Genomic DNA, 19,136 nt, shown 5'->3' on the forward strand with positions numbered 1-19,136 from the left:
GAGGACGCCATCAAGACCGAGAACAAGGAAGCCGCTCGCCAGGGTCTGGTTGATGTCGCCGCATCGACCGACTTCGGTCAGACCCAGCTGTGGGTCCGCATCAACAGCCTCGACTCCCCGTGGGCCCTGGACGACCTGATCACCCTGGTGACCGAGATCGGCGACAAGCTCGATGTCGTCATGGTGCCCAAAGTCGAAGGGGCCCAGGACATTCACTACGTCGACCGCCTCCTCGCGCAGCTCGAGGCCCGTGCGGGCCTAGACCGACAGATCCTCGTCCACGCGATCCTCGAGACCGCCGAGGGCATGACCAACGTCGAGGAGATCGCCGGAGCCAGTCCGCGCATGCAGGGCATCTCACTGGGTCCGGCCGATCTTGCCGCCAGCCGCCGCATGAAGACCACACGAGTTGGGGGAGGTCATCCGGGTTATCTCGTCCGCGAGGATCCGACCGGCGACGACCTCCATGCGGGGCGCGCGACCTATCAGCAGGATCTGTGGCACTACACGATCGCGCGCATGGTCGATGCATGTGCCGCGAACGACATCCTGCCGTTCTACGGACCATTCGGTGACATCAAGGACGTCGTCGCGTGCGAGGACCAGTTCCGCAACGCATTCCTGCTCGGATGCGTCGGCGCGTGGAGCCTGCACCCCGTGCAGATCGACATCGCGCGCACGGTGTTCTCGCCCGACCCGGCCGACGTGGCACACGCCAAGGAGGTCGTCGAGGCCATGGGCGACGGATCCGGGGCCGTCATGATCAACGGCAAGATGGAGGACGATGCCTCCTGCAAGCAGTGCATCGTGATGCTGGACCTCGCCAAGGCGCTCGCCGAGCGCGACCCCGAGCTCGCTGCCGCCTACGACCTCTGAGGAATTCGATGACCGACACGCATGACACCAGCACCAGCCTGCGACCCCGCCGTTCCGTGCTCTACATGCCCGGCGCGAACGAGCGCGCCCTGGAGAAGGCCAAAGGAATCGATGCCGACGCGCTGATCCTGGACCTCGAGGACGCAGTCTCGCCCGAGGCCAAGGAGGAGGCCCGTGATCGGGTGTGCGCCGCGGTCTCCTCGGGTGAGTACGGTCATCGCGAGCTGGCGATCCGGGTGAATGGGATCGGTACGCAGTGGCACGACGCGGATCTGGCTGCGGCCGCTCAGGCTGGTCCGGACGCGGTCCTGGTGCCCAAGGTCAACTCCGCCGCAGAGGTCCTGCAGCTCGTCGCAGCCCTGGAGCAGGCTGGCGCTCCCGCAACGACGCAGCTGTGGGCCATGATCGAGACGCCCGTCGCTCTCCTGCACGCCGAAGAGATCTGTGCTGCCCACGACCGGCTCACCGTGATCGTGATGGGCACCAACGATGTCGTCAACGAGACATACGGCCTGCACGTTCCCGGCCGCAATCCGCTGGTGCTCACGGCGCTGTCCTGGTCGCTGCTGGCCACCCGCGCCGCCGGCAAGGTGATCCTCGACGGCGTCTACAACGACGTGAAGAACCTCGAAGGATTCGAGTCCGAGGCCCGCCAGGGTCGCGAGATGGGATTCGACGGCAAGACGCTGATCCACCCCAGCCAGGTCGAGCCGGCCAACGCGGTGTTCGGCCCGTCGGCCGAGGAGATCGAGCACGCGAAGGCCATGATCTCGACGTTCGAGGAGGCCAAGGCGGCAGGCCAGGGTGTGGTGACGTTCAACGGTCGCATGGTCGAGGAGCTCCACGTTCGGGACGCCAGCCGTATCCTCGCCCTTGCCGATGCCATCGAGTCCCGCTGACCCGACGCCAGCCCAGGTCAACCGATCGGCGTCATCCGTGAGCGGCTGGGCGACGGCGAGCCCGCCAGAAGTCAGCGTCCCGATGGGCAAGCGGCAGGCAGGGAGTGCTCCCCACCTGCCGCTCTCATGGCGATGTGCTCAGCGAATGCCGCGAATACCGTAAATTTCGAGTAGATCGCGTACTTCCGCTGCTCGAGCCTGCGTCGCTGTCGGACCGAGGAGAAGGGCGCGGTCGATCTCGGACAACTCATCCCAGGCGCGCTTGCGCCTTGCCTTCGTCAGTCGAGCCCCTTCGGGCATTGGTGAAAACCAATCGCATTTCGATTGAGCGTATACAGATGCCAGCGGGCCGCGGCCGTCGAAAGCGTGTTCCGACGGCCGCGACGTAGCGGCGCAGGCTACTTCTCGAGCTTCAGCGCCCGCGCGATCGTGAAGAACAGATCGGTCTGATCGGTCAGTCCGACGACGTTTCCAGCTTGCGGCCCATAGCCCGCGATGCGGACCTGAGTGCCGGTGTGCTCCTGGGATCCGCCCTCCGGGGCTGTGCCGTACGACAGCGTCATGGGGCTGTCGTCAGCAGTCAACAGAGTCGCCGTGAGGCCGGGAGTGTTGGTCCCGGTCTCCACGATCTGGCTGGTGTGTCCGTGATCGGCCGTGACGATGACGAGCGTGTGCTTGTCCCTCTTGGCGAAGGTCATCGCTGCCTGCACGGCTTGGTCGAGATCGATTGCCTCGCCGATCTGGCCGCATGCGTTGGCAGCGTGGTCTTGCTTGTCGATGCTGGCGGCCTCGACCTGCAGGAAGAAACCCTTCTTGTTTCCCTTGTCCAGCAAGGAGATGGCCTTGCTGGTCATACCTTCGAGCGTGGGCTGCGACGAAGGCTTCGCGGAGTTCGGCGTGCACTTCGCGGGAGGCTTGGTTGCTCCGTCCGACGTCGCGGCCGGGCCCGAGAGGTTGACCGCGAAGTTGTTGCGGGCAAACAGACCCAGAACCGGCCTGCGCGAGTCGGCGCGTTCGATCCGAGCGAGCTCGTCTGCGGTGGTCGGGGTCTGGAACCCGCGCTGCTCAGCCTGCTCGCGGACCGTACTGTCGCCGTACGTACCCGCCTTGGCCTTCTCGTCGAAATACGCCGCACCGCCGCCCAAGGACACGTCCGGCCTGGCCGCGACGATCTGCTCGCTGATCGAACCCGGACCGCCGTTTTCCAATGCCTCCGCTGAGCAGGACTTCGACGTCGCTGCGGGACCCTTGCAGCTGCGTGAGGAGATGTGTGCCGCCAGAACTGCGGGGGTCGCATCCTGGATCTCGGCGGTGCTGACGTTGCCGGTCTTGAGCCCCCGCTTCTTGGCCAGCTCGAACAGGTTGGCGTGCGCTCGGCCGCGGATGTCGACCCCGATCGCACCGTCGTAGGACTTGGTGCCAGTAGCCCACGCCGTGCCGGTGGCGGCCGAGTCCGGGACGTAGTCAGGCTTGCCCGCCTTGGTCAGCGAGTACGTGGTGTACTGCCCGGTCAGCGGGAGGGCGTCGATGCCGGGCAACCGCCCGGCCGCGCCGTGCGCGTAGTTGCGGGCCGAGGTGATCTCCGAGTCGCCCATGCCGTCGCCGATGAAGAGGATGACGTTGTCGGCCCGGCTGCTGTCGACCGCTGCCTCGATCGACTTGCTCTGATCGCCCGAAAGCCGGGCGGCGCCGCCCGTCGAGGACAGGTCCTGTCCCACCCCGATGGCACCGGCAGCGCTGGCACCGACAAGGGCCGCGGCCACGGCGGCACCGGCGACCGATCGCCTGCTGTTGATTCGCATGTGTGTGTTCATGGTGCGAGCCCAGCCCACGCGGGTGAACTGCTGGCCAACAGCCCACGGCAACCAGCTGAAGTTCGCGGGACTTCCGATGCCTCAGCCGAACTCGAGGCGTTCGTCGATCTCGTCCCGCGTGTATCCGCTGGCGTACAGAAGATCGGCTGCCAGTGAACGAATCTGCGCCGCGATCGAGGCGCTGTTCATCGTGATGGCGTCAGGCAGCGCGATCGAGGCCATGCGCGCCGCCTCCACAAGCTGCTGGCGGGCCTCGTCGAAGTCTTCGTGCTCAGACAGGTCACCGGCGAAGATTCCGATCGCGCGTGCCAGCGCGTCGATCGCGATGTCCATGTCCGGCGGCACGACTTCCCCATGGCGCAGCAGGGCAGAAACCTTGCGAGCCAGCACCCTGGCGTCGCGGACCGCGTTGTCGAGGTCCCGGACCGTCGCGACGTAGGTCTGGACATGACCGCGCTGCTTCCACCGCATGGGCGACATCCGGGCGATCTCGGAGACATTGGCCGCGGTCGACGTCATCGACTCAACCTGCGGCTGCATGGAGCGGGCCTCCTCCAGCGCCAGGTCGGCAAGGTTGGCGTCGACGGTTCTCAGCGCCTGCGCTGTGCGGCTGAGGATGTCCGCCAGTCGGGTCAGGAAGTTCTGCACCTCACGATCGATGTCACGGATCGCATTGCGCGGCACCAGCAGGATCATGGCCAGGCCGACGGCACCGCCCACCAAAGCGTCGAGAAAGCGGCTGATTGCCGGATTGCTGACCCCCGCGGCCGGGATCACGGCCGCGAGCAGCACCGATGACGTTGCAGCCTGGGTCAGCGCCAGGCCTTTGAGTCCCAGCAGCGTGCTGATCACGACGGTCAGGGTGACGATCAGAGCCATCTGCCACGTCCCACGCCCTATCGCCAGGATCAGCAGCTCGCCCACCAGCACGCCGGTCGCGACACCGAGAACCAGTTCGTAGGACGTACGGCCGCGAAGCCCACCGCCGGCGATCAACACGATGATGCACGCGATCGGGGCGAAGAATGCCTGCTGGTGGTGCAGCAGGTGCGTCGCGATGAAGTAGGCCATCGCGGTGCCCAGGCTCAGCCGGACGAGCGTGCGCCAGCGGCGGCGCAGGACGTAGAGGCGATCCCCCAGCGTGTCGGTCGGCCGACGCAGTCGGAGCCGCCGCAGCGGCATGTCGCGCGCGCCGGCCATGCTCAGGACGGGTGAGCGTCAGTGCGACCCATGCTCAGCGCACGAGCCTGCGGATGACGACGATCCCTGCGACCACCGCGACGGTCCCGCCGACCAGCGGCACGATCGTCCCGAGCTTCGGCGAGCCGGTCTCGTCGACGAAGCGCGAGCGCAGGCTGTACAAGCTGCGTCGCGCGATGTTGCGCGGGTTGGTCCGGTCGATCAGCGCGTCGACGGTGTCGGCCAGTCGTTCCCTGATCTCCTCGATCTCATCGACCAGATCGTCGGGTTTAGCCTTCGCCACGTCGCGCCTCGCTCACTGGTTGTACGGGATGGGGCCAGGTCGATCTCCTGCGCCCGTACGTCAGGATAGTGCCCATGACGACGCGACTGCAGCCCGGAGACACCGCACCCGATTTCACGCTCACGAACGATGCCGGTGAGAGGGTCTCCTTGTCGGACCTGGCGGACCGCAAGGTCATCGTCTATTTCTATCCCGCCGCCATGACGCCAGGGTGCACCAAGCAGGCGTGTGACTTCAGTGACTCGATCGACCGGCTGCAGTCCGAGGGCTACGCCGTGCTCGGCATCTCTGCGGACAAGCCCGAAAAGCTCGCCAAGTTCCGCGAGCGGGACGGGTTGAGCATCACTCTGCTCTCCGACCCGTCGAAGGAGGTCCTCACCCGGTGGGGAGCCTTCGGCGAGAAGAAGTTGTACGGCAAGGTCGTCGAGGGCGTCATCCGCTCGACGTTCGTCGTCGACGCCGGGAAGATCGCGCTGGCGCAGTACAACGTCAAGGCGACGGGGCACGTCGCCAAGCTGCGTCGGGACCTGGGACTCGGGGAGTAGCTCGGAGCGATCCCTCCTACGCTTTGTAGCCCGCTTGGGCGATGCCCGGGACGTCGCGATTCACCCGGTTGGGTGACGCCTGCCACCGTCGCGAGTCCGGCTCGCCTAATATCAACCACGGGCCGGTGTGGTGGAACTGGTAGACACGCAGGATTTAGGATCCTGTGCCTTCGGGCGTGCAGGTTCAAGTCCTGTCACCGGCACCCAGTGAATTTCCGCGAGAACCGCCGTCGCGACGCCGTGCAACTACGTCAGCGCTGAGTCGGCGTCCGCAGCGTTCAAGCGACTCGGCTCAGGGCGCGAGCTTCGGCAGGCCCTTCTTGATCGACGACGTCAGTACCTTGCCCACCACGGCCGCCATGCCTGGAACTGGTGCGTCGAAGCCGATCGTGTAGTCCAACAGCGTTCCGCCGCTGGCGGTCGGGGTCAGCTTCTGCACTCCCCAGTGACCTCGAAGCGGGCCGCCCTTGCTGATCTTGTACTCGATCAGTGAGTTGGGCTCGGCCGTGGTGGTCGTCTCGTGGAACGCCGGCAGAGGTCCGATCTTCAGGCTGCGGGTCGAGCCCGGTCCGTTGCGGGAGGTGTCGCCGTCGCACACGCGCTTGATCTTCGCGCCGAAGACCGGTCCAAGATTCTCGTGCTCGGACAGCCGGTCGAAGACTGTGGCGGGATCGGAGGTGAACGTGTGCGTGACGTGGACGCGTTGGGGGGTGGCCATAGCCGGAGAGTTTAGGCTGGCCGCGCCAGGAGCGTCTAGGCCGATCGGCCATGGAACCGCGCCGAGGCCTCCCGAGGCGGGTTTGAACCCCACCTCGGTTCAGCAACCGGTCACGGCCGCCTCCGGTTGCTGGCGCTGTGTGTCACCCAGGCCATCGGCATGGCCGGACTCGTGGTCAATGCGGTGCTCCACCGGTCGCCACGGCAGAATGCCTGACGTGTTCCGCATCCTGTTCCACGAGCCCCGTATCGCCGGCAACACCGGAGCGGCCATCCGTCTCGCTGCCGTGACCGGCGCAGAGCTGCACCTGGTCGAGCCGCTGGGCTTCGACATGGAGGAATCCAAGCTGCGGCGCGCGGGCCTGGACTACCACGATCTTGCTGTCGTCACGGTGCACGCCGACCTGAATGCCGCGCTGGGTGCCCTGCTGCCTGCCAACGTCTACGCCTTCACGGCTTCTGGCGACACCCTCTACACCGACGTGGCATACCGACCCGGCGACGTCCTGCTGTTCGGCGCCGAGCCGAGCGGGCTGCCCGCCACGGTGCTCGACGACGCGCGGGTCACGAGTCGTGTCCGTCTCCCGATGCTGCCGGGTCGTCGCTCGATGAATCTCGCCAACACCGCGTCGGTCGCGGTGTTCGAGGCCTGGCGCCAGCAGGGCTTCGACCCCGGCACGTAGTTCGTTCGCACCAGATTCGGTGACAGGTCGGTTGAGTTGGTCGATTTGGCCCGGTCATACGGCACTTCCGACCTACAGTGGCGTGACTCGGGAGGAAACGCGACGCATGACCAGGACCAGGACAGCAAGAAGGCGGACACTCCTGCTCGCAATGACCGGCGCGCTCCTGATCGCCCCATTCATCGCCTGGCAGGGTGCGACGGGTGACGCCCCGCTGCCGGTGTCGCGGATTGCGCCGCACGGCATCGTCGTCGTCGGTGACTCGATCACGGCTCGCTACAACGACAAGCCCGGCGACGCGAGACAGAGCTGGTGGAGCATCACGGCAGACCAGGTGGACGCCGACGTCACGACGTTCGCCCAGTCCGGCTCCGGCTACCTCCGACCGGGTGAGGCCTGCACGGGCGACCGATTCATCGATCGCACGCTGGCCTACGTCGGACCCGCCCCGTCGGTCTTCATCGTGGAGGGTGGGCGCAACGACTGGTCGGTCTGCCGAGGCAGCCGGCAGGTCACCGCACCCGATCCGCAGATCAACCATGCAGTTGACCGCTACCTCGACACGCTGCAGACCTACCTGCCCAGCAGGACACGGATCATCATCCTCGGACCCCCGTGGGGCCCGCTCGACCCCACGAACGGGCTGCGGGTGACCTCAATCATCCAGTCGCAGGCCAGGAGCCACGGGTTGCAGTTCGTCAGCATGCGTGGCGCGCTGACCGGCGAGCGAGTCGTCGACGGGGTGCACCCCAACCGGGCCGGCAGTCTCGCGATCGCGCGCCGGGTCATCCACGCCCTCGACAACCCACCTGCCCACTGAGCTCGACACGGTCCGGTCGGTCCGTGGGTGCGAGCCCTCGGTCGTCACGCTCGCTGGGTCAGGGCCAGGACGACTGCGGGGGCGATGGCCCTCAGGGCCTGGCCGCGGTGGCTGATGCGATCCTTGTCGCCCGTGGACAGCTCGGCAGTCGACACGTCGTGCCCATCGGCGGCGAACAACGGGTCGTAGCCGAATCCGCCTTCGCCGTGCTCGGACCACAGGATGCGTCCGGGCATCTCACCCAGCTCGACGACCTCGACACCGGCCGGGGTGCAGAGCGCCACAGCGCAGCGGAACTGCGCGGCGCGCCGCTCGTCAGGCACGTCGGACAGCTGGCTGAGCAGCAAAGCATTGTTGGCCGCGTCTGCGCCGGCTTCCTTGGCGACACCGGACCAACGCGCCGACAGCACGCCCGGCATGCCGTTGAGCGCGTCGACGCACAATCCGGAGTCGTCGGCGAGCGACGGCAGGCCGGTCGCGGCGAGGCAGGCTCGCGCCTTGATCAGCGCGTTGCCCCCGAATGTCGGTTCGGTCTCGGCCGGTTCGTCATATGACGCGATGTCGGCCAGACCGAGCACCTCGATCCCCGGGACCAGCGGCGCCAGGATGCGTCGCAGCTCGGCGAGCTTCTTGGCGTTGTTGGACGCCAGGACGATCTGCTCAGGCACGACCCAGGGCCTGGTTCTGCATGAGGGTGAGGTCGACGCAGCCCTTGGCGGCGAGCTCGAGCAGCGCATCGAGCTCGGCCTTGTCGAACGGCGCGCCCTCCGCGGTGCCCTGCACCTCGACGAACTTGCCCGATCCGGTCATCACGACATTCATGTCTGTCTCGGCGCGCACGTCCTCGACGTACGGAAGGTCGAGCAGAGGGACGCCGTCGATGATGCCGACGCTGATGGCGGACACCGACTCGACGAGTGGCTCGCCGGCCAGCGCCCCCTTCGTCCGCAGGTGCTCCACGGCGTCGGCCAGCGCGACGTAGGCGCCGGTGATCGCTGCGGTACGGGTGCCACCATCGGCCTGCAGGACGTCACAGTCGATCGTGATGGTGTTCTCGCCGAGTGCCTTGTAGTCGATCGCCATGCGCAGGGAACGGCCGATCAGTCGGGAGATCTCGTGCGTGCGTCCGCCGATCCGGCCCTTGACCGACTCACGCGCAGACCGGTCGTGAGTCGCCTGCGGCAACATCGCGTACTCGGCGGTCACCCAGCCCAGACCGGAGCCCTTGCGCCAGCGTGGCACGCCCTCGCTGGCACTGGCGGCACACAGCACCTTGGTCTTGCCGAACTCGATCAGGCACGAACCCTGCGCGTGGTCCAGCCAGTTGCGGGTGATCGTGACGGGTCGGAGCTGATCGGCACTGCGGCCATCTTCGCGAGTCATGCTGCGAGCCTACGGGGGCCCTAGCCGAGGTCGTAAGAAGCCCCAGCGGTGACCAGCTCGTACGGGCCGGCCCAGGTGCCCTTGACGTCTGCCTCCACCTCGGCGCGGTCGGTCCACTCCGGAATGTGTGTCACCAGCAGCTTTTTGACACCGGCGCGCGTGGCGTAGTCGCCCGCTTCAGCGCCGGTGAGGTGCAGGTTGGCGGGATTGGCTACGGATTCGACGAACGACGCCTCGCACAGGAACAGGTCAGTCCCCTCGGCAAGCTCGACCAGCGCTTCGGTCGGGCCGGTGTCGCCCGAATAGGTCACCGAGTGATCTTCGGTCGCGACCCGCAAGGCGAACGCCGGCACCGGATGGTCGACCAGGACTGAGGCGACCGTGAAGGGACCCAGGTGGACAGTTCCGCCGTCCCGCCAGTTGCTGAAGTCGAACTGCTCGGTCATCCCCAGAGGGTCGTCAACGCCGTATCCCCGGGCCAGAAAGGCGGCCGCGCCCGCCGGGGCGTGGACCGGGATGCGGTGCAGCGGGCCGTCTGGGTGGTACTTGCTCACGACGTAGAGTCCGGACATGTCGAAGCAGTGGTCCGGGTGCAGGTGCGACAGCGCGACCGCATCGATGTCACGCAGGTCACAGAACCGCTGCAGATTGCCGAGCGAGCCCGAGCCCAGGTCGAGCAGCAGTCGGTAGACGCGACCCTCGAAGGGCGCCTCGACGAGGTAGCAGCTGGCTGGCGACTCCGGTCCCGGAAAGGATCCGGCGCAGCCGATCACGGTGAGCTTCATGCGACCCCCACCCAGGAGAACTGCTGGACCGACTCGACCTCGGGGCCGAGAAAGCGGCGCGCCAGCGTCGTGAACTCGTCGGGTCGCGCCGTCGTCAGGAATCCATGGGTCGGGGCGGGCAGCGACGGGTCGCGCTCGAGTCCTTCGCGCACCAGCAGGGCGTAGACGTCCTTGGCGGTCTCCTCGGCGCTGGAGACCAGCGTGACACCGTCGCCCATGACGTACGACAGCACGCCAGTCAGCAGCGGATAGTGCGTGCAGCCGAGGACCAGAGTGTCAATGCCGACGTCGATCAGCGGCTGGAGGTACTCCTCAGCGACATCGAGCAGCTCGGGTCCGCTGGTGACGCCGGCCTCCACCAGATCGACGAACCGCGGGCAGGCCTGCGTGTGGAGCGTGATGCCGGGATTGGCAGCGAAGGCGTCGTCGTACGCCCGCGACGTTGCGGTCGCGGTCGTGCAGATGACCCCGACCGTGCCGCTGCGCGTCGCGCTGACCGCTCGCCGGGTCGCGGGAACGATGACCTCAACGACGGGGACGTCGTAGCGCTCACGGGCGTCGCGAAGGACCGCCGCGCTGGCGGAGTTGCACGCGATCACCAGAGCCTTGACACCTTGGCCGACCAGGTGGTCGAGACACTCCAGGGCGTACTCGCGGACTTCGGAGATGGGTTTGGGGCCGTATGGCTGGCGCGCAGTGTCGCCCAGATACAGCACCGGCTCGTTCGGCAGCTGATCGAGAACCGCGCGCACGACGGTCAGGCCGCCGTAGCCAGAGTCGAAGATGCCGATGGGAGCATTGGTCACAACCGAAAAGAGTACGTGTGGCAGGGGTTCCGGCAAAGCCAACGAGCCGCAGATCACGTGTGAGTCACGTCGCCCGCCTCGAGGTGATGCTCGTGGCGGTCCTACAGCGGCAGCTTGGGCTGCGGGGGTGCGTGCGCCGGGTCGACCCCGTCGAACAGCGACGAGACCGACTCCCCCGCGTGGATACGGGCGATCGCCTCGGCAAACAGACCCGCGACCGAGCGGATCTGCAGCTCCGGCCAGTCCGCCGGTGGCGGCACCGTGTCGGTCGTCACGACCTCGGTGATGGAGGGATGGTTGCGAAGTCGATCGACGGCCTTGCCGGTGAACAGGCCGTGGGTACAGGCGACCGAAGCCTCCGTGCAGCCTTCCTCCTCGAGCTTGGCCAGGAGCTCGACGATCGAGCCACCCGTGGCGATCTCGTCGTCGAGCACGATCGCGGTCCGGCCGGCCACGTCACCGACGATCGCGTCGATCACGACCTTGTCGTCGGCCTGGCGCTGCTTGCTGCCGGCGGCGACCGGCACACCGAGCAGGCGGGCGAACAGGGACGCGGTCTTGGCATTGCCCAGGTCGGGCGAGACCACCACGGTGTTGCTCAGATCGCGTCCACGGTAGTAATCGGCCAGCTCGCCGATCGCGGTGAGGTGATCGACCGGAACACTGAAGAATCCGTGCACCTGAGGTGCGTGCAGCGTCATCGTCACCACCCGGTCGGCACCGGCGGTAGTCAGCATGTCTGCCACGAGCTTGCCGCCGATCGAGATGCGGGACGCATCCTTCTTGTCCGACCGCGCGTAGGCGTAGTGCGGAATGATCGCAGTCACCGAGGCCGCACTCGCGCCGCGCGCCGCGTCGATCATCAGCAGGAGCTCCATCAGGTGCTCCTGCGTCGGCGGCACCAACGGCTGGATGATGTAGACATCCTTCTTGCGGCAATTGGCCAGCAGCTGCACCTGCAGGCAGTCGTTGCTGAACCTGATGGTCTCGCAGGCCGAGATGGGCTGCCCCAGCTCAGAGCAGATCTTCTCCGCGAGGGACCGGTGGGCACTACCGGAGAAGACCACGATCTGACTCACGGGATGAGGCTAGCCCGACCCGCCCCCACCGCGACACCCGGTTCCCGATCGAGATGAATCGCACTCGAGACCGGCGACTGCGGGCTACGCCCAGAGCTGGCCGTCGAGCTTGTCCTCGGCCTCGTCCAGTGTGCCCTCGTAGGCGCCGGTCGAGAGGTACTTCCAGCCGCCGTCGCAGACCACGAAGACGATGTCAGCGGACTCACCGGCCTTGACGCACTTGGCCGCCTGGGCCAGTGCCGCATGCAGAATCGCGCCGGTCGAGATCCCCGCGAAGATGCCCTCCGACGCAATCAGCTCGCGCACACGGCGGACCGCGTCGCGTGGGCCGACCGAGAAGCGAGAGTCGATCAGCGACGCGTCGTACAGCTCGGGGACGAAGCCCTCGTCCAGGTTGCGCAGGCCGTACACCAGCTCGCCGTAGCGCGGCTCGGCGGCGACGATGCGCACCTTGGGGCTGTGCTCCCGGAAGTATCGGCCGACGCCCATCAGGGTCCCGGTCGTACCCAGCCCCGCGACGAAGTGGGTGATCTCCGGCAGGTCGGCGAAGACCTCGGGTGCGGTGCCCTGGTAGTGAGCATCGGCATTGGCTGCGTTGCCGTACTGGTAGAGCATGACCCAGTCGGGGTGCTCGGCGGCGATGGCCTTGGCGACCCGCACTGCTTCGTTGGAGCCGCCCGCGGCCGGCGACGGGATGATCGTTGCGCCCCACATCCTCAGCAGTTGGGTGCGCTCGATCGAGGTGTTCTCCGGCATGACGCAGACCAGCCGGTAGCCCCGCTGACTCGCCACCATGGCCAGCGAGATCCCGGTGTTGCCGCTGGTGGGCTCCAGGATCGTGGCCCCGGGGTGCAGCATCCCGTCCTTCTCGGCGCGCAGAATCATGCTGAGTGCCGCCCGGTCCTTGATCGAGCCCGTGGGATTCTGATCCTCGAGCTTGGCCCAGAGGCGCACCTCCGGGCTCGGCGACATCGTCGGCAGACCGACCAGGGGGGTGCCGCCGACGGAGTCGATCAGGGAGTCGAAGCGCATGTCAGGCAGCGCCGCCGGCCACGGCCGGCAGGATCACCACGGTGTCGCCGTCCGCGACCGCGGTGTCGAGACCACCGGTGAACCGGATGTCCTCGTCGTTGACGTAGATGTTGACGAAGCGGCGGGCCTCGCCGTTGTCGAGCAGCCGGTCCTTGATGCCGGCGTGATCGGACTCGAGCTTGTCGATCAGCTCGGTCACGGTTGCGCCGCTGCCCTCCACGGCGCGCTCGCCGCCGGTGTAGGGGCGCAGGATGGTGGGGATGCGGACCTCGATGGCCATCAGTCTTCTGCCTTCTGTTGGTGTGCGCTTACCTCTGTATAAGCCTCCACGACCCGAACTTCTTCCTCGATGACCTCACCGTCGACGATTCGGTACGACCGGAACTCGACCGGACCGGTCTGGTCGGCGCCGTCCCGCGTCGACACCAGCACGTAGTGAGCACCCGGCTCCCCGGCCAGATTGATGTCGGTCCGGGACGGATATGCCTCGGTGGCCGTGTGCGAGTGGTAGATCACCACGGGCTCCTCATCCCGGTCGTCCATCTCCCGGTACAGCCGAAGCAGGTCGCCGGAGTCGAACTCGTAGAAGGTCGGCGACATCGCAGCATTGAGCATCGGGATGAACCGAGTCGGCACATCAGAGTCAATGGGTCCGGCGACGACTCCGCAGGCCTCATCGGGATGGTCCCGCCGGGCGTGCGCAATGATTGCGTCTCGCGTGGCTCGGTCGATGGTCAGCACCGATGAAGTTTATCGGCCGAACCACCAGACCGCCCCCGGGACCATCGGCTGAGACGACTCGAGCTCAGTTCAGCGCTGCGAGCAGCGTCTCCTGGACGTAGCCCAACCATTCGTAGATCTCCCCCATCGCGGCGACAGCCTCGTCCTGGGCCTGGGCGACCAGCAGGAGGTCGGCCTCCTCGTCTATGCCCAGGCGAACCGCCAGCGACAGGCGAACGTCGGTCAGCGCGCGGAGCCACGACTGGACCTGGTCGGGGTCGAGCTCGACCTCGACCGGGGTCTCACCGGGCGCGACGCCGAAGGTCAGGCCGCCGTCGACCAGCGAGCCGATCAGGGTCTCGGCATGGTGGACCTTGGCGGAAGTCAGGGACCGCTCGGTGAACCGCCGGAACTCACCCGAGTCCTCCTCGTCGTCGCGATAGGCGTCCGGCAACAGCCGTCGCAGGACCGGGTCCTCGGGCGGCAGCGACGGCCCACCCATCCCGAGCTGCGCGGCAAGCGGATCGATGCTGGACTCCTCAGCTCCGTTGCGATCACGCAGCAGCTCGACGACCTGACCCGAGAGGCTCGCCAACAGGTGCGCCTCGCCGGACTCGAATGTCGCGGTGATGCCGCCGCGGCGACGCTTCTTGAAGGGCTTCACAGCTCGCTCCGCTCGGCCGATGATCCGTCCGTCATCACGCGTCTTGCCTTTCGAGAGTCGCCCACAGTCCGTACTCGTGCATCGCCTGCACGTGGCGTTCCATCTGTTCGCGGCGGCCACTGGAGACCACCGCCCGGCCCTCCTGGTGCACGGCGAGCATCAGCTCGTGCGCCTTCTCGTCGGTGTAGCCGAAGTAGTTGCGAAAGACGTAGGCGACGTACGACATCAGGTTGACCGGGTCGTTCCACACGATCGTGACCCACGGATCCTCGAGCTCGACGATGTCATCGACCTCGGGTTCGGCGATCTCCACGGGGGACGGACTGCTCATGTGGCCATTGTGTCGCAGCCACCTGATGGAGCGAAATGGCGATGACCATCTAGGCAGCGGCCGCACCGCACGTTCTAGTCTGGATCCGTGACGCCTTCCGCGAGCACCGCCCTGTTGACCGACCACTACGAGCTCACGATGCTCCAGGCCGCGCTCCGCGATGGGACGGCTCAGCGCCACTCGGTGTTCGAGCTGTTCGCCCGCCGCCTGTCTGGTGGCCGCCGGTACGGGGTCGTCGCGGGCATCGGTCGCGCCCTCGACGGGCTGGCCGAGTTCCGTTTCGGCGAGGCTGAGCTCACCTGGCTCGCCGAGCAGAGCATCGTCGACGCCGCCACCATCGCCTGGCTCGCGGACTACCGGTTCAGCGGCAGCATGTGGGGCTACCCGGAGGGTGAGCTCTACTTCCCGCAGTCCCCTGTCCTGATCGTCGAGGGATCATTCGCCGAGTGCGTCGTCCTCGAGACGCTGCTGCTCTCCGTGCTGAACCACGACTCGGCCATCGCCACCGCAGCATCTCGCATGATCACGGCCGCGGGTGACCGGCCGTGCATCGAGATGGGTTCTCGTCGTACCCACGAGGCCTCCGCCGTCGCTGCGGCCCGCGCCGCCTACATCGCCGGATTCGCCGCCACGTCCAACCTCGAGGCGGGTCGGACCCACGGGATCCCGACCACCGGAACGAGCGCCCACTCCTTCACCCTTCTGCACGACACCGAGCGAGAGGCCTTCGAGGCCCAGATCCTCGCCCTCGGACCCGACACGACGTTGCTGGTCGACACGTATGACATCCCTGAGGCGATCCGGGTGGCGGTCGAGGTCGCCGGCACGAAACTCGGCGGGGTGCGGCTCGACTCCGGTGACCTGGTCTCGCTGGCCAGGACGGTGCGCCGGCAGCTGGACGACCTGGGCGCCACCGGGACGCGGATCACCGTGACCAGCGATCTGGACGAGCATGCCATCGCAGCACTGGCTGCGGCCCCTGTCGACGGGTACGGCGTCGGCACCTCGTTGGTGACCGGGTCCGGCGTGCCGACCAGCGGCTTCGTCTACAAGCTGGTGTCTCGTGCCGACGACGACGGCCACATGGTCGCGGTTGCCAAGAAGAGCACCGGCAAGATCTCCGTCGGTGGACGCAAGTACGCGCTACGACGACGCGACGGAGCCGGCCTCGCCCAGGCCGAGGTCATCGGCATCGGCGCCACTCCCCCGGCGGACGGCGACGATCGACCACTCCTGGTGGAGCTGGTCCGCGACGGCGAACGGCTGCACACCGCGTCACTGGCGGACGCTCGGGCGCGCCTCGCGGCCTCCCTGGCTGAGCTGCCCGGCACCGCCCGGCAGCTGTCCCGGAGCGACCCCACCCTTCCCACGGTGTACGAGGAGCCGACATGACCACCGCTTTGATCGTTGTCGACGTGCAGAACGACTTCTGCGAAGGCGGCTCCCTCGCCGTGACCGGCGGCGCGCAGGCCGCTGCTGACATCGCCGGGCTGATGGCCTCCGGCGCCTACGCGACCGTCGTGGCGACTCGCGACCACCATGTCGATCCCGGCTCGCACTTCTCCGACACCCCGGACTTCGTCGACTCGTGGCCCCGCCACTGCGTCGTCGGTACACCAGGCGAACAGTTCCATCCCCCGCTCGACCCGTCGATGTTCACCGAGATCTTCTACAAGGGCGAGTTCTCCGCCGCGTACTCCGGGTTCGAGGGCAGCTCTGCGATCGGGACGAGCTTGGCAGACTGGTTGCGTGCCGCCGGCATCGATTCTGTCGACGTCTGTGGGATCGCGACGGACTACTGTGTCCGTGCCACAGCCCTCGACGCCGCGAGCGAAGGCTTCGCCGTGAGAGTTCTGCAGGGCCTCACTGCCGCGGTATCTGCCGACAATCTGCCTGATGTGCGCGCAGCGTGGTCGGCGGCCGGTGTGGAGGTGCGGCCATGAGCCCCACCCCGCTGAACCTGCCCATCGACGAGATCTCCTGCGTCCGTCTCGCCGATGACGGCCTGACTCTTGCCACGATCGACCCGACCGACCACGAGGCTTACGACGCGTGGTTCCGGGCCGAGACACGCGGCTTCCTCGGACCTGACCCGACGCCTGCCCAGGTGGAGCAGCGCCGTGGCTATCTGCAGGACGATCGGCTCGTGGGGGTGTGGGACGACGGCATCCCACATCCGGCGACACCCGTCGCGACCACGATCAGCTGGATTGCTGATCTGACGCTCCCCGGTGGTGTGGCGCCGGCGTGGGCCATCAGCGGCGTGACCGTGGCGCCGACCCATCGGCGCCGCGGCATCGCTCGAGCTTTGTTGGAGGCCGAGCTCCGCACGGCGGTTGCCTTGGGCCTGCCCCTCGCAATGCTGACCGTCTCGGAGTCCACGATCTATGCCCGGTTCGGCTTCGCCCCCGCGGTCATGGGACGCGATCTGCGGATCGACACCAGACGGGCCCGCTGGACCGGGCCCGTCGCGCCCGGTCGAGTACACCTGGTGACCGCTCACCAGCTCCGCGACGACGGTCACCCGATCGTCGAGCGCGTGCGGCTGTCCACACCCGGTCAGGTGAGCTATCCCGCCACCGGCATCCTGTGGCACCGGCAGCTGGGCCTCCCCGTCGGCGACGACAGCGCCAAAAATCTGCGCTTCGCCCGATACGACGGGGTCGACGGGACCCCCGAGGGCTTCGTGGTCTACCGCGTCGTCGAGAACGAATCGGACTTCGCCCGGTCCGAGGCAACCGTCACCGCACTCGTTGCCGCGACGAATGACGCATACGCAGCCCTGTGGAGATTCATCCTCGAGCTGGATCTGGTCTCCACCGTCACCGCCCACCTACGACCTGTCGACGAGCCGTTGCGGTGGATGATCGCGGATTTCCGGGCGGTCCGGTCCAGCGAGACCGATCACCTGTGGACCCGCATCCTCGACGTCAAGGCATCGCTCGAGGCGCGCACGTACGCGGCGCCGGGGCGGATCGTCCTGCGGGTCGACGATCCGCTCGGCTTCGCCACCGGCACCTGGGCCATGGAGGTCGAGAACTCCGGCGCTGCCACGGTGTCGTCGACCGATGATGCTCCCGACACCGAACTCACGGTCAACGCCCTGAGCGCGATTCACGTCGGCGGCGTCTCCGCGCGCGCCCTGGAGGCTGCGGGCGCCCTGACCGGTGCCGCGGCACGGCTTGACGCGATGTTCCGTTCCCCGATCGAGCCCTGCACGAGCATCTGGTTCTAGGCGCGGCCCGGCACGACCACGGCGGCCACGGCGCCGACCAGGACACCGATCGCCGCGGGGCCAGAGATCCATCTGATCATCAGCGATCGGCGGGTGGGGAGGGCCTGGAGAGTCATGCCACCAGCGTGTACGCCAGAACTGACCATTCGACGATGGTCAGGTGAACGTTCGTCGACGGTCCGGCGGCCGATCAACGTGCCTGGAGCAGCTCCTTCGCAAGCAGCTCGAGGGTGTGCTCCCGTCCTGGCGCCGTGCGCGGATCAGTTCCCCGGCGGGCGGAAGCGACCGGGTTGACCATGACCTCGTCGACTCCGAACTGTGTCGCGAGCTCGCGGACTTGCGCCGCGGCTCGCTCGGGAGTCCCGACGACGGCGCGGGCCAGCCCGGACTCGACCATGGCCTGGGCCTGCGGATGCAGATCTATCGCCTGGGCGTCCTCAACCAGGTCGAGCGCCGTCAGCGGCTGACCCGTGCGGAGCCGCGCCATCATGTGCAGGTTGGGCAACATCAGGGCAGCCGCCTCGTCGTCTGTCTCAGCCACCGCGGCGTTGACGGTCAGGAACGTGACCGGTTCGGGCGTGAGCTCGCTGGGGCGGAACTCCGAGCGATAGACCTCGAGCGCCTCGGCGGTGCCCTGACCGGAGAAGTGGTGGGCGAACACGTACGGGAGGCCCTTCGCGGCCGCGAGGTGGGCGGAGTACATCGACGATCCGAGCAACCACATCCGTGGTTCGCTGGCCGCGGCGGGCGTCGCCTTGAGGATGTACTGCTGGCGGGGTATCGCGACGCGAACACCATCGGCGCTCATGAGTGCCATCACGTCGTCGAGATACTGCGGGAAGTTCTCGATGTCAGTGTCGTCCCGGCCGGCGGCACCACGCAGCGCCATCGAGGTCACCGGGTCCGATCCCGGGGCACGGCCGATGCCCAGGTCAATACGCCCCGGGGTGGCCGCCTCGAGCAAGGCGAACTGTTCAGCCACGGCCAGCGGCGCATGGTTGGGCAGCATGACCCCGCCCGAACCGAGCCGGATCGAGGACGTCTGGGCAGCCAGCATCGCGATCAGCACCGGCGGCGAGGTCGCCGCGACTGCTGGCATGTTGTGGTGCTCGGCCACCCAGAAACGGGTGAAGCCGAGTCCGTCGGCTACCTGGGCCAGCGACACGGTTGCGGCAAGCGCGTCGCCGGTGGTCTGGTCGGTGCGGACGGGAACGAGGTCGAGCACAGAAAGTCTCACCTCATGGCCAACGCACGACCCGCGGCA

The 19,136-nt window shown here is 67.5% G+C and carries 23 protein-coding genes and 1 tRNA gene; 9 read left to right on the forward strand and 15 right to left on the reverse strand.

What is annotated here, in order from left to right; all coding sequences use genetic code 11:
• Together WB461_RS03275 and WB461_RS03280 are read left to right on the forward strand one after the other, a co-directional pair.
• Positions 1-876, forward strand: an 876-nt coding sequence (locus WB461_RS03275; protein ID WP_423851290.1) for an HpcH/HpaI aldolase/citrate lyase family protein, incomplete at its 5' end; no start/stop codon positions are given.
• Positions 877-884: 8 nt separating this feature from the next.
• Positions 885-1,775 carry an HpcH/HpaI aldolase/citrate lyase family protein gene (locus tag WB461_RS03280; RefSeq protein WP_423851291.1) on the forward strand — a complete coding sequence of 297 codons (891 nt, stop codon included), beginning with the start codon at positions 885-887 and terminating at the stop codon, positions 1,773-1,775.
• Positions 1,776-2,173: 398 nt separating this feature from the next.
• Here WB461_RS03280 and phoA read toward each other — a convergent pair whose 3' ends face one another.
• The 3 genes from phoA to WB461_RS03295 form a co-directional block, all read right to left on the reverse strand.
• On the reverse strand, positions 2,174-3,589 hold the full coding sequence (gene phoA / locus WB461_RS03285; protein ID WP_423851292.1) for an alkaline phosphatase: 1,416 nt from the start codon (positions 3,587-3,589) through the stop codon (positions 2,174-2,176).
• An 81-nt stretch (positions 3,590-3,670) separates the two neighbouring features.
• Entirely contained in the window at positions 3,671-4,789 is a 1,119-nt protein-coding gene (locus tag WB461_RS03290; protein WP_423851293.1) for an FUSC family protein, read from the reverse strand.
• A 34-nt stretch (positions 4,790-4,823) separates the two neighbouring features.
• Positions 4,824-5,072, reverse strand: coding sequence for a DUF3618 domain-containing protein (locus WB461_RS03295; protein WP_423851294.1), 249 nt, complete (start codon positions 5,070-5,072; stop codon positions 4,824-4,826).
• A gap of 74 nt (positions 5,073-5,146) precedes the next feature.
• Here WB461_RS03295 and bcp point away from each other — a divergent pair, with 74 nt between their 5' ends.
• The gene (gene bcp / locus WB461_RS03300) at positions 5,147-5,617 is read left to right on the forward strand and encodes a thioredoxin-dependent thiol peroxidase (RefSeq protein ID WP_423851295.1); all 471 of its coding nucleotides are present in this window, start codon (positions 5,147-5,149) and stop codon (positions 5,615-5,617) included.
• A 121-nt stretch (positions 5,618-5,738) separates the two neighbouring features.
• Positions 5,739-5,820 (forward strand) — tRNA-Leu (locus WB461_RS03305).
• Between the two features lie 89 nt (positions 5,821-5,909).
• Here the strand turns inward: WB461_RS03305 and WB461_RS03310 are convergent.
• Positions 5,910-6,335, reverse strand: a complete 426-nt coding sequence (locus tag WB461_RS03310; protein ID WP_423851296.1) for an SRPBCC family protein — start codon at positions 6,333-6,335, stop codon at positions 5,910-5,912.
• 217 nt (positions 6,336-6,552) lie between these two features.
• On the opposite strand from WB461_RS03310, the gene WB461_RS03315 reads away from it, so the two are divergent.
• Together WB461_RS03315 and WB461_RS03320 are read left to right on the forward strand one after the other, a co-directional pair.
• The gene (locus WB461_RS03315; RefSeq protein WP_423851297.1) at positions 6,553-7,017 is read left to right on the forward strand and encodes a tRNA (cytidine(34)-2'-O)-methyltransferase; all 465 of its coding nucleotides are present in this window, start codon (positions 6,553-6,555) and stop codon (positions 7,015-7,017) included.
• Positions 7,018-7,168: 151 nt separating this feature from the next.
• Entirely contained in the window at positions 7,169-7,837 is a 669-nt protein-coding gene (locus WB461_RS03320) for an SGNH/GDSL hydrolase family protein (RefSeq protein WP_423851298.1), read from the forward strand.
• A gap of 44 nt (positions 7,838-7,881) precedes the next feature.
• Here WB461_RS03320 and rdgB read toward each other — a convergent pair whose 3' ends face one another.
• The 10 genes from rdgB to clpS all read right to left on the reverse strand — a co-directional run bounded on the left by rdgB (position 7,882) and on the right by clpS (position 14,637).
• Positions 7,882-8,505 carry an RdgB/HAM1 family non-canonical purine NTP pyrophosphatase gene (rdgB, locus tag WB461_RS03325; RefSeq protein WP_423851299.1) on the reverse strand — a complete coding sequence of 208 codons (624 nt, stop codon included), beginning with the start codon at positions 8,503-8,505 and terminating at the stop codon, positions 7,882-7,884.
• Positions 8,498-9,220 (reverse strand): ribonuclease PH, encoded by a 723-nt coding sequence (rph, locus tag WB461_RS03330; protein ID WP_423851300.1) that lies wholly within the window; start codon positions 9,218-9,220, stop codon positions 8,498-8,500. Before rph ends, rdgB begins: the two co-directional genes overlap by 8 nt.
• Positions 9,221-9,240: 20 nt before the next feature.
• Positions 9,241-10,005: an MBL fold metallo-hydrolase gene (locus WB461_RS03335; RefSeq protein ID WP_423851301.1), complete on the reverse strand. Its 765-nt coding sequence runs from the start codon at positions 10,003-10,005 to the stop codon at positions 9,241-9,243.
• Positions 10,002-10,811, reverse strand: a complete 810-nt coding sequence (gene murI / locus WB461_RS03340; RefSeq protein ID WP_423851302.1) for a glutamate racemase — start codon at positions 10,809-10,811, stop codon at positions 10,002-10,004. The genes WB461_RS03335 and murI overlap by 4 nt, the downstream gene beginning before the upstream one ends.
• 101 nt (positions 10,812-10,912) lie before the next feature.
• Entirely contained in the window at positions 10,913-11,890 is a 978-nt protein-coding gene (locus WB461_RS03345) for a ribose-phosphate diphosphokinase (RefSeq protein ID WP_423851303.1), read from the reverse strand.
• Positions 11,891-11,974: 84 nt separating this feature from the next.
• Entirely contained in the window at positions 11,975-12,922 is a 948-nt protein-coding gene (locus tag WB461_RS03350; protein ID WP_423851304.1) for a PLP-dependent cysteine synthase family protein, read from the reverse strand.
• Between the two features lies 1 nt (position 12,923).
• A complete protein-coding gene (locus WB461_RS03355; RefSeq protein WP_423851305.1) occupies positions 12,924-13,202 on the reverse strand; it encodes a MoaD family protein in 279 nt (92 codons plus the stop codon).
• Entirely contained in the window at positions 13,202-13,663 is a 462-nt protein-coding gene (locus WB461_RS03360) for a Mov34/MPN/PAD-1 family protein (RefSeq protein WP_423851306.1), read from the reverse strand. Before WB461_RS03360 ends, WB461_RS03355 begins: the two co-directional genes overlap by 1 nt.
• A 64-nt stretch (positions 13,664-13,727) precedes the next feature.
• A complete protein-coding gene (locus WB461_RS03365; RefSeq protein ID WP_423851307.1) occupies positions 13,728-14,306 on the reverse strand; it encodes a DUF2017 domain-containing protein in 579 nt (192 codons plus the stop codon).
• A 34-nt stretch (positions 14,307-14,340) separates the two neighbouring features.
• Complete coding sequence (gene clpS / locus WB461_RS03370; RefSeq protein ID WP_423851308.1) at positions 14,341-14,637, reverse strand: ATP-dependent Clp protease adapter ClpS; 297 nt, start codon at positions 14,635-14,637, stop codon at positions 14,341-14,343.
• A gap of 87 nt (positions 14,638-14,724) precedes the next feature.
• On the opposite strand from clpS, the gene WB461_RS03375 reads away from it, so the two are divergent.
• The 3 genes from WB461_RS03375 to WB461_RS03385 are packed head-to-tail and all read left to right on the forward strand — an operon-like array spanning position 14,725 to position 17,872.
• A complete protein-coding gene (locus WB461_RS03375; protein WP_423851309.1) occupies positions 14,725-16,029 on the forward strand; it encodes a nicotinate phosphoribosyltransferase in 1,305 nt (434 codons plus the stop codon).
• Positions 16,026-16,580, forward strand: coding sequence for an isochorismatase family protein (locus WB461_RS03380; protein WP_423851310.1), 555 nt, complete (start codon positions 16,026-16,028; stop codon positions 16,578-16,580). The genes WB461_RS03375 and WB461_RS03380 overlap by 4 nt, the downstream gene beginning before the upstream one ends.
• Positions 16,577-17,872 carry a GNAT family N-acetyltransferase gene (locus tag WB461_RS03385; protein ID WP_423851311.1) on the forward strand — a complete coding sequence of 432 codons (1,296 nt, stop codon included), beginning with the start codon at positions 16,577-16,579 and terminating at the stop codon, positions 17,870-17,872. The genes WB461_RS03380 and WB461_RS03385 overlap by 4 nt, the downstream gene beginning before the upstream one ends.
• A 190-nt stretch (positions 17,873-18,062) precedes the next feature.
• Here the strand turns inward: WB461_RS03385 and WB461_RS03390 are convergent, their stop codons facing one another.
• Positions 18,063-19,109: an LLM class flavin-dependent oxidoreductase gene (locus WB461_RS03390; RefSeq protein ID WP_423851312.1), complete on the reverse strand. Its 1,047-nt coding sequence runs from the start codon at positions 19,107-19,109 to the stop codon at positions 18,063-18,065.
• Between the last annotated feature and the right edge of the window lie 27 nt (positions 19,110-19,136).

It is taken from the genome of Aeromicrobium sp. (assembly GCF_049587115.1).
GTDB lineage: Bacteria > Actinomycetota > Actinomycetes > Propionibacteriales > Nocardioidaceae > Aeromicrobium.